At 67.3% G+C, this 18,328-nt stretch carries 12 protein-coding genes; 10 read left to right on the top strand and 2 right to left on the bottom strand.

What is annotated here, in order from left to right; translation table 11 throughout:
* Positions 1-71: 71 nt before the first annotated feature.
* Entirely contained in the window at positions 72-2,246 is a 2,175-nt protein-coding gene (locus FHS98_RS11590; RefSeq protein ID WP_425057342.1) for an alpha-glucuronidase family glycosyl hydrolase, read from the bottom strand.
* Between the two features lie 160 nt (positions 2,247-2,406).
* Here FHS98_RS11590 and FHS98_RS11595 point away from each other — a divergent pair, with 160 nt between their 5' ends.
* The 3 genes from FHS98_RS11595 (at position 2,407) to FHS98_RS11605 (ending at position 7,407) form a co-directional block, all read left to right on the top strand.
* A complete protein-coding gene (locus FHS98_RS11595; protein WP_167104747.1) occupies positions 2,407-4,821 on the top strand; it encodes a glycoside hydrolase family 3 N-terminal domain-containing protein in 2,415 nt (804 codons plus the stop codon).
* Between the two features lie 91 nt (positions 4,822-4,912).
* On the top strand, positions 4,913-6,187 hold the full coding sequence (locus FHS98_RS11600) for an MFS transporter (RefSeq protein WP_341786056.1): 1,275 nt from the start codon (positions 4,913-4,915) through the stop codon (positions 6,185-6,187).
* Entirely contained in the window at positions 6,184-7,407 is a 1,224-nt protein-coding gene (locus tag FHS98_RS11605) for an SGNH/GDSL hydrolase family protein (RefSeq protein ID WP_167104750.1), read from the top strand. Before FHS98_RS11600 ends, FHS98_RS11605 begins: the two co-directional genes overlap by 4 nt.
* Before the next feature lie 52 nt (positions 7,408-7,459).
* Here the strand turns inward: FHS98_RS11605 and FHS98_RS11610 are convergent, their stop codons facing one another.
* Positions 7,460-8,569: an aldose epimerase family protein gene (locus tag FHS98_RS11610; protein ID WP_167104753.1), complete on the bottom strand. Its 1,110-nt coding sequence runs from the start codon at positions 8,567-8,569 to the stop codon at positions 7,460-7,462.
* Positions 8,570-8,857: 288 nt separating this feature from the next.
* Between FHS98_RS11610 and FHS98_RS11615 the strand changes: the two genes are divergently transcribed.
* The 7 genes from FHS98_RS11615 (at position 8,858) to FHS98_RS11645 (ending at position 18,326) form a co-directional block, all read left to right on the top strand.
* Positions 8,858-9,343, top strand: coding sequence for a Ros/MucR family transcriptional regulator (locus tag FHS98_RS11615; protein WP_167104756.1), 486 nt, complete (start codon positions 8,858-8,860; stop codon positions 9,341-9,343).
* A gap of 14 nt (positions 9,344-9,357) precedes the next feature.
* The gene (gene rpiA, locus FHS98_RS11620) at positions 9,358-10,050 is read left to right on the top strand and encodes a ribose-5-phosphate isomerase RpiA (RefSeq protein ID WP_167104759.1); all 693 of its coding nucleotides are present in this window, start codon (positions 9,358-9,360) and stop codon (positions 10,048-10,050) included.
* A gap of 78 nt (positions 10,051-10,128) precedes the next feature.
* Complete coding sequence (tkt, locus tag FHS98_RS11625; protein WP_167104762.1) at positions 10,129-12,210, top strand: transketolase; 2,082 nt, start codon at positions 10,129-10,131, stop codon at positions 12,208-12,210.
* 4 nt (positions 12,211-12,214) lie between these two features.
* A complete protein-coding gene (locus FHS98_RS11630; protein ID WP_167104765.1) occupies positions 12,215-15,016 on the top strand; it encodes a bifunctional transaldolase/phosoglucose isomerase in 2,802 nt (933 codons plus the stop codon).
* Between the two features lie 15 nt (positions 15,017-15,031).
* The gene (gene gnd / locus FHS98_RS11635; protein WP_167104769.1) at positions 15,032-16,009 is read left to right on the top strand and encodes a phosphogluconate dehydrogenase (NAD(+)-dependent, decarboxylating); all 978 of its coding nucleotides are present in this window, start codon (positions 15,032-15,034) and stop codon (positions 16,007-16,009) included.
* Positions 16,009-17,487: a glucose-6-phosphate dehydrogenase gene (gene zwf / locus FHS98_RS11640; RefSeq protein WP_167104772.1), complete on the top strand. Its 1,479-nt coding sequence runs from the start codon at positions 16,009-16,011 to the stop codon at positions 17,485-17,487. The genes gnd and zwf overlap by 1 nt, the downstream gene beginning before the upstream one ends.
* A gap of 14 nt (positions 17,488-17,501) precedes the next feature.
* Complete coding sequence (locus FHS98_RS11645) at positions 17,502-18,326, top strand: HAD family hydrolase (protein ID WP_167104775.1); 825 nt, start codon at positions 17,502-17,504, stop codon at positions 18,324-18,326.
* Positions 18,327-18,328 lie beyond the last annotated feature (2 nt).

Below are 18,328 nucleotides of genomic sequence, written 5' to 3' on the forward strand. Positions count from 1 at the left end.
CGCTGCGTCTTCTTCCCTGTCAACATTTATAATTTGTCGGATATTTCACTCCGTTTCACGGATGATATCGCTTAGTTTCCCGGCCGGATGGGAAACCGCAGGGATTCGTAATATTCGAGCGTTCGTGCCGGCGGCGTAACGCCCGCGGGCAGTGGCCTTTTGGACACACTCTGGAAGTAAGCGATGCTGGCGTCGCGCCACCATTGCGCCTCACGCTGCTGGATCGAGAGGAAGACGCTCGTCTCGGCGAAGCGATCCGCGTCGACATAGGGACGGAGCCGCGCCCACTCCGCCCGCATCGCGCCGACATCCGCCACGCCCGCATCGTAATGCGCGATCAGATCCGCCCAGAGCGTGCGGCCCGAGGCCATGCGCGTGTCCCACGGCATATGATGGAACCAGAGCAGCAGCGTCTCGGGCGTGGTCTTCGGATTGGCGAACATCCGCGCCACCGGCGGGGCATATTGCGCCACCGCGTTGCTGCCGGTCGCGGTGCGATCGAAGCCGATGCCGTTGGCGTCGGCGCGGCTGTAATAGGTCGGGTTCCACTCGGGCCGCTTGAGATCGCTCACCCACGGCGCGGGGCCATAATGGTGGCTGGTCCCCATCTGGTGCGCGAGACCGAGCGGGGTCATATAGTCCACCGCCGCTTCGCGCGAGCCCATCATCATCTTCACCGTCGGCGCGACGAAAGCGGGATCGGGTGTGAAGGTCATCCGCGCCCATTCGGTCGCGATCTTCTCGGCCGAGGCATCCGGGTTCCAGGCGAAGCGGCCGAAGGCGTACCAGTTCGCCTGGTTGAACACCGAGCCCGACCAGTTGCGATCGCTGCCGATATTGGCGACGCCGGCCATGCCGGTCAGCCGGTAGGGATCGACCTTGCCCTCCAGCACATGCGCGACGGTCGAGCCCTTGCCGTGGGCATAGGTGTCGCTCTCCAGCGTCTCCTGGAAGAGCGGGCCGAGATAGACGAGGTGGGTTGCGAAGCCGAGATATTCCTTGGTGATCTGGAATTCCATCATCAGCGGCGTCTTGGGCATCGCCCCGAACAGCGGATGGAAGGGCTCGCGCGGCTGGAAGTCGATCGCGCCGTTCTTCACCTGCACGATCACATTGTCGGCGAACTTCCCGTCGATCGGCTTGAAATCCGAATAGGCCTGCTTGGCGCGATCCTCGTTGTTGTTCTCGCTGTAGACGAAGGCGCGGTACATGATGACGCCGCCATGCGGCCTCACCGCGTCGGCCAGCACATTGGCGCCGTCGGCATGGGTGCGGTGATAATCCTGCGGGCCGGGCTGGCCTTCGGAGTTGGCTTTCACGAGAAAGCCGCCGAAATCGGGGATGGCGCGATAGATCTCGTCAGCCTTGGCCTTCCACCAGGCCTTCACCTCGGGGTCGAGCGGATCGGCCGTCTTGAGCCCGCCGATCTCGATCGGCGCCGAGAAGCGCGGCGAAAGATAGACCTTGATGCCATAGGGCCGGAACACGTCCGCCAGCGCCGCCGCCTTGGCGATGAAGGGAGCGGTCAGGCTCTCGGGCTGGGCGTTGACGTTGTTGAGGACGGCGCCGTTGATGCCGATCGAGGCGTTAGCGCGGGCATAGTCGGTGTAGCGCGGCGCCTTCCAGTCGGGCAGCTTCCACCAGTCCCAGATCGACTGGCCAGCATAGCCGCGCTCCACGGTGCGATCGAGATTGTCCCAATGATCGAGCACGCGAAGCTGGAGCTTGGGCGCGGACTGGATATCGAGCTTGTCGAGAGACTGCCCCGCCTCGGCCAGTTCCAGCAGGCGGAAGGCGCCGTAGAGCAGGCCGATATCGCTGTTGGCGGTGACGAGCGTCACCGGCTGGCCGCCGATCGCGATGCTGCGGATCAGGAAGCCTTCCTTGCCGAGCGCGTCCAGCGGCAATTTGAGCGCCGCCACGTCCGGCGATTCGCCGGGCGTCGCGAGCAGGATCGCCCCCGCCCCCACACCGGCCGCGCGCTCCGGCGCATGGCCCGTCATCCCGCCGAAACCACGCCGCAATTCGTCCACCGCGACGCGCACCGTGTCGGAGGAGCCCGGCGCCACGATCGCGCTGGCGTGCGCGCCCATCGCAGACTGCTCGGCGGCGGGCAGCGGCTTGTAGCGGAGCCACAGTTCGTAACCGTCTTCGGCATGGGCCACGCCGGATATGCCGGCCAGCAGGGCAGCGGCCGCCAGCGGCCGCCAGACGCACGGGAACAATCTCACGCCGATCCTCCTCATCCTCGGCGGAGAGCCTTCCTGGGCACCCCGTCCGCATCCTTCCCGCCCGGACAGCCGGCATTGACAAGCTTTGTCGGCTTAGATCATGGTAGCGTTATCAATACAACGACATCAACAAGAATGTCGAGCGGGCTCATCCGCAAGTCGAAAGGGAGAGAGGATGCGCCTGCGCGCCATCAGCCGTCTTGCCGCCACTGTTGCGACCATGGGCCTCATGGTGCCCCCGTCGGCTGTTTATGCTGCACCGCGTCATGCAGCGGCGACTGACAATTCGCTGGCCCACGCTCTCTATAAGGACGCCTCCCAGCCGGTCGAGGCACGGGTCGACGATCTTCTCAAGCGGATGATGCTGGAGGAGAAGGTCGCCCAGATCACCACCGTGTGGGAGGGCAAGAAGGCCTTTTTCGACGCGCATCTCCAGCTCGATCCGAGCAAGCTCGGCGCGCTCTATCCCAACGGCATGGGCCAGCTCGCCCGCCCGTCCGACGCGGAAGGGCCGGTCAGCCCGCGCGTCGTCCCCGGCCGCGACGCCCGCCAGACGGTCGCGCTGGTCAACGGGCTCCAGCATTGGGCGATGACCCAGACGCGGCTCGGCATCCCGATCCTGTTCCATGAGGAAGGGCTGCACGGCTATGCCGCGGTGGGCGCGACCAGCTTCCCGCAGGCGATCGCGCAGGCTTCCTCCTGGGATCCGAACCTGATCCGCTCGATCGACACGGTGGTGGCGCGCGAAGCCTCGGCGCGGGGCGTCAGCCTCGTACTCTCGCCGGTGGTCGACGTGGCGCGCGATCCGCGCTGGGGCCGCATCGAGGAGACGTTCGGCGAAGACCCCTATCTGGTCGGTGAGATGGGCGTCGCGGCGGTGGAGGGCCTGCAAGGCCCCGGCCGCGTGCGGCAGGTGACGCCGGGCCATGTCTTCGCGACGCTCAAGCATCTCACCGGCCATGGCCAGCCCGAGAGCGGCACCAATGTCGGCCCCGCCCCGATCTCCGAGCGCGAGCTGCGCGAGAATTTCTTCCCGCCCTTCGAAGAGGTGGTGAAGCGCACCGGGATCGAGGCGGTGATGGCATCGTACAACGAGATCGACGGCGTGCCCTCCCACGCGAACAAGTGGCTGCTCGGCCATGTGCTGCGCGGCGAGTGGGGCTTCCGGGGTGCCGTGGTCAGCGACTATTCGGCCATCGACCAGCTCATGAGCATCCACCATATCGCGCCCGACCTCGAAGGCGCGGCGCGTCGTGCGCTCGATGCCGGCGTCGATTCGGATCTGCCCGAGGGGCTGTCCTATTCCACGCTCACGAAGCAGGTGCGCGAAGGCAAGGTCAGCGAGGCGCAGGTGGACGTCGCGGTGCGCCGGATGCTGGAGTTGAAGTTCCGCGCCGGCCTGTTCGAGTATCCCTATGCCGACGCCAATCATGCCGTCGCCGTCACCAACACACCCGAGGCGATCGCGCTGGCGCGCAAGGCCGCGCAGGAATCGATCGTCCTCCTCAAGAATGACGGGATGCTGCCGCTGGCGCTGCCCGCCGCGGGCGCGGCCACCAAGCCCACTATCGCCGTGATCGGCCCCAACGCCGCCGTCGCGCGACTGGGCGGCTATTACGGCCAGCCGCCGCACACCGTCTCGATCCTCGACGGGATCAGGGCGAAGGTCGGCAACCGTGCGAACATCATCTTCTCGCAGGGCGTGAAGATCACCGAGAATGACGACTGGTGGGAGGACAAGGTCACCCTCGCCAGCCCGGCCGAGAACGCGAAGCTGATCCGGCAGGCGGTGGAAGCCGCCAAGGGCGCCGACCGTATCATCCTCTGCCTCGGCGATACCGAGCAGACCAGCCGCGAAGGCTGGGCCGACAATCATCTGGGCGACCGCACCAGCCTCGATCTGGTCGGCCAGCAGCAGGATCTGTTCGACGCGATCAAGGCGCTCGGCAAGCCGGTGACGGTGGTGCTGCTGAACGGCCGCCCCGCCTCCACCGTGAAGATCGCGGACGAGGCCGATGCGCTGATCGAAGGCTGGTATCTGGGCGAGCAGGGCGGCAACGCCATGGCCGACGTGCTGTTCGGCGACGTGAACCCCGGCGGCAAGCTGCCCGTCACCATCCCGCGCTCGGTCGGCCAGTTGCCGATGTTCTACAACCACAAGCCCAGCGCCCATCGCGGTTATCTGTTCGATACCACCAAGCCGCTGTTCCCGTTCGGCTGGGGCTTGAGCTACACCAGCTTCGCGATCTCACCGCCGCGCCTGTCGCAAAAGACGATCGGCATCGCCGGATCGGTGCAGGTGTCGGTGGACGTGAAGAACACCGGCCAGCGCGCCGGCGACGAGACGGTGCAGCTCTACATCCACGACAAGGTGTCGTCGGTCACGCGGCCGGTGAAGGAGCTGAAGGGCTTCCAGCGCGTCACGCTCCAGCCGGGCGAGAGCCGCACGCTCACCTTCACGCTCACGCCCCACAGCCTCGAAATGTGGAACATCGACATGAAGCGCGTGGTGGAACCCGGCGATTTCGACGTCATGGTCGGCCCCAACTCGGTCGATCTCCAGACGACGACGCTGACGGTGGCGGGCTGATTGCGCCCGCCTCGCCAGTGCGACATCATGACGGCCCCCGTGCTTTCCTCGGGGGCCGTGCGAGCGGCGTCCCCTTGCCCCTGGTGATCGTGTGAACCTGCCTCTTTCCAAACCAGCGGGGCGGGTCCGCTGGATCGTGTGCTCGCTGCTCTTCGCGGCGGTGGTGCTGAGCTATATCGACCGGCTCGTGCTGCCCACGCTCAAGCCTGAATTGCAGGCCCGATACGGCTGGAGCGAGACGGGCTATGCCGATCTCGCCATCTGGTTCCAGGGCGCCTACGGCCTCGCTTATGTGCTGTTCGGGCGGCTGGTCGACCGGGTCGGCGCGCGGATCGGCTATGCGGTGTCGGTGACGCTGTGGACGATCGGCCATATCGCCCATGCGCTGTTCACCTCGACCACGGGAATGCTGATCGCGCGCATACCGATGGCGATCGGCGAGGCGGGCACCTTCCCCTCCGCGCTCGCCGCCACCAACGAATGGTTCCCCAAGCGCGAGCGGGCGCTCGCCATCGGCATCTTCAACGCCGGCTCCAACGTCGGGGCGATCGTGACGCCGCTGGTGGTGCCGATCATCGCCGTCACCTTCGGCTGGCGCTGGGCCTTCGTCGCGACCGGCGCGCTGACCGCGCTGTGGATCGTGGCGTGGCTCGGCTTCTATCGCCGCCCGCGGGAGCATCCCCGCGTCACGACGGAAGAACTTGCGTGGATCGAGAGCGAGCCCATGGAGGCGCAGCGCCCGGTCAAGTGGCGCACCCTGCTCCGCCTGCGCCAGACATGGGCCTATATGGCCGGGCGCTTCCTGATCGATCCGGTGTGGTGGACCTTCCTGTTCTGGCTGCCGGACTTCTTCAACCGTCAATATCATGTGAAGATGCTGGATTTCGGCCCGCCTCTGGTTGCGGTCTACATCCTCGCCGACGTGGGCTCGGTGGCGGGCGGCTGGTTTTCCTCGCGGCTGCTGGGCCGGGGCATGAGCGTCAACCGCGCGCGCAAGACGGCGATGTTCGTCTGCGCGCTTTTCGCGCTCCCCATCACGGTGGCGGGCCATGTGCCCGGCATGTGGTGGGCGGTGCTGCTGATCGGGCTGGCCTGCGCCTGCCATCAGGGCTTTTCCGCGAATGTCTATGCGCTGCCGGGCGATCTCTTCCCGCGCGGCATGGCGGGATCGGTCATCGGGCTCGGCGGCCTGTCGGGCGCGATCGGAGGGATGCTGATGGCCAAATTCGCGGGTGTCATCCTGGAGACGCTGGGCAGCTACGAGCCGATCTTCGCCGTCGCCGCCTGCGCCTATCTCGTGGCGCTCGGCGTCGTCCATCTGCTTGTACCGAACTATACGCCCGTCGAACCGGAGCAACTTGCATGATCCGCACTGCCTGCGTCGCCGCCCTCATCGCGCTCACCCCGCTGCCGGCCATGGCCGCGCCACCTCACTGGGTCGGAAGCTGGGCGGCCTCGCAGCAGGTGCCCGAGCCGCAGAACGCGCTCGCCCCCGCCGACCTCCACGACGCGACGCTGCGGCAGGTGATCCGCCTCAGCGCCGGGGGGAACCGCATCCGGCTGCGCCTCTCCAATGCGTTCGGCACGCAGCCGCTGGTGATCGACAACGTCCATGTCGCCCACGCCCTGTCGTCCGCTGGAGCGAGGATCGATCAGGCCAGCGACAGGCCGGTGACGTTCAACGGCCTCGCCAGCGTGACCATTCCGGCGGGTGCCTCCTATCTCTCCGATCCTGTCGCGATGGCCGCCGCGCCGCTCGCCGTGCTCGCCGTCAGCCTCCATCTTCCCGAGGCGCCCGACCGGCAGACCGGCCATCCCGGATCGCGCAGCACCTCCTATCTCGTCCACGGCAACCAGAGCGCCGCCGCCGATCTCGCGAACGCACAAAAGGTCGATCATTGGTATCAGCTCGCCGGCATCGAGGTGGAGGCGCCCGCCGCCGCCGGCGCGGTCGTGACGCTGGGCGATTCGATCACCGACGGCCATGGCGCCACCACCAACGGCAATGATCGCTGGCCCGACAGGCTCGCCGAGCGGCTCCAGGCGACGCCCGCGACGCGTGGCCTATCGGTGCTCAATCAGGGGATTGGCGGCAATCGGCTGCTGCTCGACGGGCTCGGCCCCAACGCGCTCGCCCGCTTCGATCGCGACATCCTCGCCCAGCCCGGCGTGCGAACGGTGGTGGTGCTCGAAGGCGTCAACGATCTCGGCACCTTCACCCGCGACGCGCCCGCCTCGCCGGAGGGCCACGCCGCGCTGGTGGCGCAGCTCATCGGCGCCTACCGCCAGATCGTCGAGCGCGCCCATGCGCAGGGCGTGAAGGTAATCGGCGCGACCATCCTGCCTTACGGCGGCAACAGCTATTATCATCCCGATACCGCCAACGAGGCCGATCGTCAGGCGATCAATCGCTGGATTCGCGAACCCGGCCATTTCGACGGCGTTGTCGATTTCGACCGGGTGACGCGCGACCCGGCACATCCCGACCATCTCCGCCCGGACTTCGATTCGGGCGATCATCTCCACCCCTCGCCCAAGGGCTACAAGGCGATGGCCGACGCGGTGCCGCTGGCGCTGCTGCGCTAGGGCCTACCGCGATTTCCGGGCCGACGGGCCATCCACCCGCTTCGGAATCGCTCTAGGCGGTGCGGAAGCGCCAGAGGATGCGGTGTTCATAGACCTCGCCCGGATCGAGCCGGGCCGAGGGGAAGTCCGGCCGGTTGGGCGTGTCCGGGAAGGGCTGCGGCTCGAGGCATAGCCCATCCGAACGGCGATAGGCGCGGCCGCCCTTGCCGGTCATCGTGCCGTCGAGGAAATTGCCGGAATAGAATTGCACGCCCGGCGCGGTGCTGTGCAGTTCCAGCACGCGGCCCGAGCCCGGATGCTCCAGCGTCGCGGCATGGCGCAAGCTGCCGTCGGCGTCGCGCAGGATGAAATTATGATCGTAGCCGCGGCCGAGCAGGAGCTGCTCCTCCGCGCCGGCCTCGCGGATGCGCGCGCCGACTATTGCACTCTCTCGGAAATCGAAGGCGCCCCCCGCCACCGGGCGACGCTCTCCCGTGGGAATGACACCCGGCGCCACCGGCAGATAGCGATCCGCCGCGATCGTCAGCTTATGGCCGAGTACAGTCTCGTCCCCGCCCGCGCCGGCAAGGTTGAAATAGCTATGGTTGGTCATGCCCACGACCGTCGGCCGATCGGTGGTGGCGCGATAGGTGAGGGCCAGCCCGTCGGCCGACAGGCTGTAGATGGCCTCGGCGCGCAGTGTCCCCGGATAGCCCGAATCGCCGTCGACGCTCACCAGCGACAGCCGCACGAACGTCGCCTCGCCTCCGCCGATCTCTTCCACCGTCCACATCCGCCGGTGGAAGCCATCCGGCCCGCCATGGAGATGATGCGCGCCGTCGTTCATCGGCAGGCGATGCTCCACTCCGTCGAGCGTGAAGCGCCCGCCGGCGATCCGGTTGGCGTAACGACCGATGGTCGAGCCCAGATAATGGCCTTCGCTGGCGTAGCGCCCGCCCTCGTCGAAGCCGAGCACCACATCCGCCACGCGCCCGTCCCGATCCGGCAGGCCGAGGGACTGGAGCGTCGCGCCCAGCGTCAGGATGCGCGCGCGGATGCCCCGCCCGTTGTCCAGCTCGATCGCGCCCACCGCCTCGCCCGAGGGCGTCCCGCCGAAGGGATGGAGCCTCGCCGTCGCAGGCCACGGAACAGGTTTGGCGGGCAAAATCGCGAGCGTCGTCATGCGGGGGGCCGAATGTCATGCCAGCCGTCGCCGGGCAAGGGGGTGCAAGCCGATAGCCGCTCCGCATGGGCCTCAGCAAGGAAATTTATTCCGTCGGCGCAATGATCTCGATTACCGCCTGATAAGTTATGAACAGTTGTTCATATTCGCCTTCGCGATGTTTCGAGGAAAGTTTCTAATTCTTAAGTAGACGGAACTTGATCCATCAGCGCGAATGCGTAGATACACCCCGCTCAACGGCGCGTATTGTCAGTCGTTGCCGAACACTGGGTGCAGGAGGATCGCGCCATGTCCGAAGAAACGAATACAGAGCTGCTTAGCCTGACGGCCGATATCGTCGCAGCGCATGTTGCCAACAATCGCGTCGCGACAAATGAGGTGTCGGATCTCATCGCGCAGGTTCATGCCGCGCTCGCCGGCCTCACCGAGCCGAAGAAGGCGGACGAGCCCGAGCCGCAGCCGGCAGTTCCGGTCCGTTCGTCGATCAAGCACGACTATATCGTGTGCCTGGAAGACGGCAAAAAGCTGAAGATGCTGAAGCGCTATCTGCGCACCAACTACAACATGACGCCGGAAGAATATCGCGCCAAATGGAAGCTGCCGCGCGACTATCCGATGGTGGCGCCCGCCTATGCCGAGCAGCGCCGCGGCCTCGCCCGCGCCATCGGCCTCGGCCGCAAGAAGGACGAGGCAGACGCTGCCGCGCCGAAGAAGGCCCCGGCCAAGCCCCGCGCGCGTCGCACCAAGACGCAGGACGGCGCGACCGAAGCCTGATATGCCCGGCCGCCATGGCCGAGAATGATGCAAAGCGGGCGGCAGCCGAAGCCGCCATCGCCGAGGTCCGCGACGACATGCTCGTGGGCCTCGGCACCGGAAGCACCGCCGCTTATGCGATCGCGGGGCTGGGCCGCCGCATCGCCGGCGGCCTTCGCATGTCCGCCGTCGCCACGTCGCTCGCCACCGAGACGGCGGCGCGGGCGGCGGGCATCCCCCTCCTCCCCTTCGAGGACGTCTCGCAGGTCGATATCGCGATCGATGGCGCCGACGAGATCGATCCCGCCTTCCGCGCCATCAAGGGCGGCGGCGGCGCGCTATTGCGGGAGAAGATCGTCGCCGCGTCCGCCCGGCGGATGATCTGCATCGTCGACGCGAGCAAGACGGTCCGCCAGCTCGGCGCCCATCCCCTTCCCATCGAGGTGCTGCCCTTCGCGCGCAGCTTCGTTTCGGAGGCGGTGCGCGGACTCGGCGGGGAGCCCCGACTCCGTCTCGGGCCAACCGGCGAACCGGCGCGGAGCGATCAGGGCAATCTCCTGATCGATTGCGTCTTCGGCCCGATCGCCGACCCCGAAGCCCTCGCCGCCGCCCTCTCCGACATCCCCGGAATGCTGGGCCACGGGCTGTTTCTGCGGGAGATCGACGCGCTGGTGATCGGCGGCCCGAACGGCATCGAACGACGCGAAAGAAGCACGACCGTGCGCTGAGACCGGAACCGACCCTTGCGTCTCGCCGTTCGAGGGGGCAGAGCGCGCGCACATTCTGCGCTTCCGGGGACTCGTCTGATGAACGACACCGACACCGCCTTCCGCCCCTCCACGTCCGTGGCGGAGGACGGCTCTCCCGACCGCCTTGCGATCGACACCATCCGCACGCTGTCGATGGACGCCGTCCAGAAGGCGAACAGCGGCCATCCCGGCACGCCGATGGCGCTCGCGCCCGTCGGCCACGAGCTTTGGACCAGGTTCCTCCGCTATGACCCCGCGCAGCCGCTCTGGCCGAACCGCGACCGCTTCGTGCTGTCGGTCGGCCATGCCTCGATGCTGCTCTATTCGCTGCTCCACCTCGCGCAGGTGAAGGAGTTCGACAAGTCGGGCAAGCCGACCGGCCGGCTCGCCGTCACCCTCGACGACATCGAGCATTTCCGCCAGCTCGACAGCAAGACGCCGGGCCACCCGGAATATCGCTGGACGACCGGCGTCGAGACGACCACCGGCCCGCTGGGCGCCGGCTGCGGCAACTCGGTCGGCATGGCGGTCGCCGAGCGCTGGCTCGCCGCGCACTTCAACCGCGAGGGCTTCCCGGTCTTCGAGCATGACGTCTACGCGCTGTGCGGCGACGGCGACATGATGGAGGGCATCTCGGGCGAGGCGGCGTCCACCGCCGGCCACCTCGGCCTCTCCAACCTCTGCTGGATCTACGACAGCAACACCATCTCGATCGAGGGCCATACCGACATCGCCTTCACCGAGGATGTCGCGGCGCGCTTCAAGGCCTATGGCTGGGCGACGCACATCGTCGAGGACGCCAACGACACCGCGGCCCTGGGCCGCGCGATCGAGGCGTTCAAGGCCGAGCAGGACCGCCCGACCTTCATCCTCGTCAAGTCGATCATCGGCTGGGGCAGCCCCAAGGCGAACAGCGAGAAGGCCCATGGCGAGCCGCTCGGAGTCGACGCGATCAAGGCCACCAAGGAAGCCTATGGCTGGCCGCAGAAGGACTTCTACGTCCCCGAGGGCGTGACCGAGCGCTTCTCGGGCGCGATGACGAAGCGCGCGCAGCCGCTCCGTGAGGCGTGGGAAGCGATGGTCGCGAAGTATCGCACCGCGCACCCGGAACTCGCCGCCGAGCTGGACACCATGCTCGCCGGCAAGCTGCCGGAAGGCTGGGCGGACAAGCTGCCTGTGTTCGACGCCGATCCCAAGGGCCTCGCCAGCCGTGACTCGGGCGGCCAGGCGGAGAACGCCATCGCCGCCACCGTGCCGTGGCTGGTCGGCGGCTCGGCCGATCTCGCGCCTTCCACCAAGACGCTGATCGCCGGCACGGAAGGCTTTCAGCCGGGCAGCTATGGCGGCCGCAACATGCACTTCGGCGTGCGCGAGCACGCGATGGGCGCGATCGTCAACGGCATGGCGCTCTCCTATCTGCGCAGCTTCGGGGCGACCTTCCTCGTCTTCTCCGACTATATGCGCCCGCCGATCCGCCTGGCGGCGATCATGGAGCTGCCGTCGATCTTCGTCTTCACGCACGACTCGATCGGCGTCGGCGAGGACGGCCCGACCCACCAGCCGATCGAGCATCTCGCCTCGCTGCGCGCCATTCCGGGCCTCGACACGATCCGCCCGGGCGACGCCAATGAAGTGACGCAGGCGTGGAAGATCGCGGCCTCGTCGCACGAGACGCCGACCTGCCTGATCTTCTCGCGTCAGGCGCTGCCGACGCTGGACCGCACCAGGTTCAATTCGGCCGAGGGCGTCGCCAGGGGCGCCTATGTGCTGACCAAGGACGAGGGCACGCCCGATCTGATCCTGATCGCCACGGGCTCGGAACTGAGCCTCGCGGTCGATGCGGCGGATGCGCTCGCCAAGGACGGCACCAAGGTCCGCGTCGTCTCGATGCCGAGCTGGTATCTCTTCGAGAAGCAGGACAAGGCCTATCGCGACAGCGTGCTGCCGCCATCGGTCAAGGCGCGCGTCGCCGTCGAGCAGGCCGGCCCGATCGGCTGGGATCGCTATGTCGGCCCTGACGGCGGGACCGTCACCATGTCCAGCTTCGGCGCATCGGCCCCGCTGCCGAAGCTCCAGCAGAAGTTCGGTTTCACCGTCGACAATGTCGTCAAGGTCGCCCGCGAAGTGATGGGAAAGTAAGATCATGGCCAATCGTCTGAAGACACTGGGTGAGGCCGGTCAGGCCGTCTGGCTCGATTTCGTCGATCGCAAGTTCCTGAACGAGGGCGGGCTCAAGAAGCTGGTGGAGGAGGATGGCCTGACCGGCGTCACCTCCAACCCCTCGATCTTCGAGAAGGCGATCGCCCAGTCCAACACCTATGACGATCAGCTCCAGGCCGATCTCGCCAAGGCCGACGCGCCGGTCGAGACCGCCTACGAAGCGCTCGCCATCAAGGACATCTCGGACGCCTGCGACACGCTGCGCGCCGTCTATGATCGCACCGGCGGCCATGACGGCTTCGTCTCGATCGAGGTCTCGCCCTATCTGGCGATGGAAACGGAAGCGACCATCGCCGCCGCCAAGCGCCTGTGGGCGACGATCGACAAGCCCAACCTGATGGTGAAGATCCCCGGCACCGCGCCCGGCACCCCCGCCATCCAGGAAGCGCTGACGGCGGGCGTCAACATCAACGTCACGCTGCTGTTCGCGCTCGATGCCTACAAGGCGGTGCTGGAGGCGTACATCACCGCCCTTGAGGCGCGCGTGGCCAAGGGGCTGCCGATCGACCGCATCGCATCGGTGGCGAGCTTCTTCGTCAGCCGCATCGACGCCGTGATCGACGGCAAGATCGAGAAGCTCGGCACGGCGGAAGCCAAGGCGCTGGCCGGCAAGGTCGCCATCGCCAACGCCAAGCTCGCCTACCAGCATTATCTGGAGGTGCTCGCCTCGCCGCGCTGGCAGGCGCTCGTCGCCAAGGGCGCGCGCCCGCAGCGCCTGCTCTGGGCGTCGACCGGCACCAAGAACCCGTCTTATTCGGACGTGCTCTATGTCGACACGCTGATCGGCCGCGACACGGTCAACACCATGCCGCCCAAGACCATGGACGCCTTCCGCGATCATGGTGAGGTGGCCGAGACGCTGACCGCCGACATCGACGAGGCGAAGCATGTCCTCGCCGAAGCCGAGCGCCTCGGCCTCGATCTCGACGGCGTGACCGCCAAGCTGGTCGAAGACGGCGTGCGCCTGTTCGCCGATGCGGCCGACACGCTCTACGGCGCGGTGGCGGACAAGCGCATCGCCTTCCTCGGCAAGAAGCTCGACAGCCTGAAGGCCGACCTCCCCGCCGATCTCGAGGCGGCGGTGAAGGACGGGCTGGAGAAAGCCCGCGCCGGCGGCTGGTCGCGCAAGCTCTGGGCGCAGGACGCCTCGCTCTGGACCAATGGCGAAGAGGCCAAGTGGCTCGGCTGGCTCGCCGCTGCCAAGGGCGAGCAGGTCGATTTCGGCGCGCTTGCCGCGCTGTCGAAGGAAGCCAAGGCCTACAGCCATGTCGTCCTGCTTGGCATGGGCGGCTCCAGCCTCGGGCCGGAGGTGATCGGCGAGATCCTCGGTGCCGCTCAGGGTTCGCCCAAGCTGCACGCGCTCGACAGCACCGATCCGGGTCAGGTCGCGACGGTCGCGAACGCGATCGATTTCGCCAGGACGCTGTTCATCGTCGCCTCCAAGTCGGGCTCGACGATGGAGCCGGAACTGCTGCGCGCTTACTTCTTCGATCGCTGCGAACAGGCCGTCGGCAAGGGCGAGGCCGGCAAGCACTTCGTCGCCGTCACCGATCCGGGCTCGAAGCTCGAAGCGCTGGCGAAGAAGGACGGCTACGCCCACGTCTTCCTCGGCGACAAGGCGATTGGCGGCCGTTACTCGGTGCTCTCGGTGTTCGGCATGGTGCCGGCCGCCGCGATCGGCACCGATGTCGCGGGCTTCTTCGAGACGACCAAGGCGATGGTCAATTCGGTCGGCCCCGACGCGCCGCCCGCTTCCAACCCCGGCGTGAAGCTCGGCGTCCTGATCGGCACCGCGGCGGTGAAGGGGCGCGACAAGCTCACGCTCGTTCCCTCGCCCAGCCTCAAGTCCTTCGGCTCGTGGCTGGAGCAGCTCCTCGCCGAGAGCACCGGCAAGCATGGCAAGGGCATCGTGCCGGTCGATCTGGAGCCGCTCGGCGATCCGGCCGACTATGGCGACGATCGCCTGTTCGTGCATCTCCATCTCGACGGCGACGAGATGTCGGCCGATCACGCCAAGCTCGATGCGCTGAAGGCGGCGGGCCAGCCGATCGTCCACATCCATCTCGCGAGCAAGGATGACATCGGACAGGAGTTCGTCCGCTGGGAGGTCGCCACCGCCATTGCAGGCGCGGTGATCGGCATCGATCCGTTCGACCAGCCCGACGTCGAGGACGCCAAGATCCAGACGCGCCAGCTCATCGAGGCCTATGAGAAGGAAGGCCAGCTCTCGCCCGAGACGGCCTTCTTCGAGGATGGCGACTTCGCCTTCTTCGCGCCGTCGGAGGTCGAGGGCGGCGATGCCGCCGCGATCCTGAAGGCGCATTTCGCCTCGGCCAAGGCCGGCGATTATGCGGGCTTCCTCGTCTATTGCGAGCGCAACGCCGCGGACGAGGCCGTGGTCGAGCAGATGCGCGTCGCCGTGCGCGACGCGAAGAAGGTGGCGACCGTCGCCGGCTTCGGCCCGCGCTTCCTCCACTCGACCGGGCAGGCCTATAAGGGCGGCCCCAAGACCGGGCTGTTCCTGGAGATCACCCGCGAGCCAGCGGCCGATATCGCCATTCCGGGCAACCGCGCGAGCTTCGGCACCGTGCAGCTCGCACAGGCGCGCGGCGATCTCGACGTGCTCCACGCGCGCGGACAGCGTGTGCTGCGCGTGCATCTGAAGAATGAGAAGACCGGGCTGGATGTATTGGCCCGGGCGTTGAAGGCGGCCCTCGCGGCTTAATCGGGAAGGCAGACTATGCAGATCGGGATCGTCGGACTGGGTCGGATGGGGGCGAACATCGCCCGCCGTCTGATGCGGAATGGGCATGAGGCCGTCGTGTTCGACCGCAACGAACCGGCGGTCGCCGGTCTGGTGGGCGAAGGCGCCACGGGGGCCGCTTCGCTCGCGGAGGTGGTGCAGAAGCTCGACGCGCCACGCACCGTCTGGGTGATGCTGCCGGCGGGTGCGCCCACCGAGCAGACGATCGAGGCGCTGTCGGGCCTGCTCTCCGCCGGTGACACGATCATCGACGGCGGCAACACCTTCTACAAGGACGACATCCGCCGCGCGAAGACGCTCTCCGCCAAGGGCCTGCACTATGTCGACGTCGGCACGTCCGGCGGCGTCTGGGGCCTCGAGCGCGGCTATTGCATGATGATCGGCGGACCGGACGAGGCGGTCACCCGGCTCGATCCGATCTTCGAGGCGCTGGCGCCCGGCATCGGCACCATCCCGCGCACCAAGGGCCGCAACGGCGCCGATCCGCGCGCCGAGAAGGGCTATATCCATGCCGGGCCGGCGGGCTCGGGCCACTTCGTGAAGATGGTCCACAACGGCATCGAATATGGCCTGATGGCGGCCTTCGCCGAGGGCTTCGACGTCCTCAAGAGCAAGGCCTCGGATCGCCTGCCGGAAGACGAGCGCTTCGAGCTGAACCTCACCGACGTCGCCGAGGTCTGGCGGCGCGGCTCGGTGATCTCGTCATGGCTGCTCGATCTGTCGGCGCAGGCGCTCACCGAGAACCACGAGCTCAGCCAGTATAGCGGCAAGGTCGCGGATTCGGGCGAAGGCCAGTGGACGATCGACGCGGCGATGGAGGAAGCGGTGCCCGCCTATGTCCTCTCCGCCGCGCTCTTCGCCCGCTACCGCTCGCGGTCGGACAACACCTTCGGGGACAAGCTGCTCTCCGCCATGCGCCACGGCTTCGGTGGCCATGTCGAGATGCCGCAATAATGGCGCGGACGGCCAAGATCGCCCCCGGTGATCCTGCGCCGCCGGCCACGCTGGTCATTTTCGGCGGCGCGGGAGACCTCTCGCGCCGCCTTTTGACTCCGGCGCTGGTCAATCTGACCCGTGATGGACTGATCGGGGACGAGCTGGACATCCTCGTCGTCAGCCGAGGCCCCGACGAGGGGATTCAGGACCAGCTCGCCGAACATCTCGATCTCACCGACAGGGCGACCAAGGCTGCCTGGGCGATCCGTCGCAAGCGCGTCGTCTATTTCCAGGGCGAGTTCGACGATCCCGCCACCTATGCGGGCCTCGCCGACCGGCTGAAGGACAGCGGCAACGTCGCCTTCTACCTCGCCACGGCGGCGAGCTTCTTCGGGCCGATCTGCGAGGCGCTCGCCAAGGTCGGCCTGCTGAGCGAGACACACGGTTTTCGCCGCGTCGTGGTGGAGAAGCCCTTCGGCCACGATCTCAAGACCGCCCGCGCGCTCAACAAGACTTTGCTCGGCGTGATGGAGGAGAGCCAGATTTTCCGCATCGACCATTTCCTCGGCAAGGAAACGGTGCAGAACATCATGGTGGCGCGCTTCGGCAACGCCTTCCTCGAAGCGGTGTGGAACAACCGCTATATCGACCATGTCCAGATCACGGCGGCCGAGACGGTCGACGTCGGCACGCGCGGCGCCTTCTACGACGCGACCGGCGCACTCAGGGACATGGTGCCCAACCATCTCTTCCAGATTCTCGCGATGGTCGGCATGGAGCCGCCCAACAGCTTCGGCGCCGAGGCGATCCGCAATGAGAAGGCGAAGCTTCTCGACGCGGTGCGCATCCCGACGGCGGGCGAGGCCAAGCGCGATGCCGTGCGCGGCCGCTACACCGGCGGCACGATCGCCGGGAAGAAGGTCACGCCCTATCTCAAGGCGGGCGACATCGCGAAGGGCAGCAAGACCGAGACCTATGCCGCCTTGAAGCTCGCGATCGATAGCTGGCGCTGGGCGGGCGTGCCCTTCTATCTGCGCACCGGCAAGGCGATGGCCGCCCGCGACACCGAGATCGTGATCCAGTTCAAGCCGATCGCGCTGGCGATGTTCCGCAACGCCGACATCTCGAAGATCCCGCCCAACAAGCTCATCATCCAGATTCAGCCCAATGAGGGCATCGACCTCCACTTCAACGCCAAGAAGCCGGGGCCGGTGGTCGATACGCGTCAGGTGATGATGGATTTCCGCTACAAGGACGCCTTCGATCTCGGCCACCGCACGGGATATGAGACTTTGCTCTACGACGTGCTGATCGGCGATCAGGCGCTGTTCCAGCGGGCCGACATGGTCGAACGCGGCTGGGCGATCGTGCAGCCGATCCTGCGCCAGTGGGCCAAGGACGGCGATCCCGAGGACTATAAGGCGGGCTCGCAAGGCCCCGCCGGCGCCGCCGCGCTGATGGAGCGCGACGGCCGCGAATGGCATCCCGTCGACTGAGGACCAGGACACCGATGAAGCACCCGATCCGTCTCTTCGTGTCCGATGTCGACGGCACGCTGGTCCGCCGCGACAAGAGCCTGTCCGATGCGACGATCGAGGCCGCCCATCGCCTCGCCCATGCGCAGGTGACGATGACGCTCATCAGCGCACGGCCGCCCTCGGGCATCCTTCCCCTCGCCAGGGCGCTGGGGCTGACGAGCACGCTGGCGGCGTTCAACGGCGGCACGCTGGTGTCGCCCGACGGCGAGATTCTCGTCGCGCGCCATATCGATGCCGACGCCAGTCGCACGGCGGTTGCGCTGATCCGGGCGAGCGGCGCCTCGCTCTGGGCCTTCGCGGACGGGCAATGGTACATCTCGGACGGCGACAATCCCCACCTCGCGCGCGAGGAGCGCTCGTCGATGGTCGCCCCCGTCGTCCGCGACGATTTCGAATCCCTCCATGGGCGCATCGACAAGCTCGTCGGCGTCAGCGACGACGAACCGCTGGTCGCGAAGCTGGAGGCGGACTGCAAGGCGGCGCTGGGCGGCAGCGCCGAGGTCTCCTGCTCGCAGACCTATTATTGCGACATCACCCACCCGGAGGCCAATAAGGGCCACGGCATCGCCGCGCTCTCCGCCGCGCTCGACATCCCGCTGGAAGAGACGGCGGCGATCGGCGACATGCCCAACGACATCCCGATGCTGCGGCAGGCGGGCATGGCCATCGCCATGGGTCAGGCGCCGGCCACGGTGAAGGCCGAGGCGGACTGGATCAGCGCCACCAACGATGAGGACGGCGTCGCCAGGGCGATCGAGCGCGTCCTCCTCCCCGAGGTCGCCCGCCACCGCCTCTAGGC

Origin of the sequence: Sphingomonas oligoaromativorans (assembly GCF_011762195.1) — a bacterium.
GTDB lineage: Bacteria > Pseudomonadota > Alphaproteobacteria > Sphingomonadales > Sphingomonadaceae > Solisphingomonas > Solisphingomonas oligoaromativorans.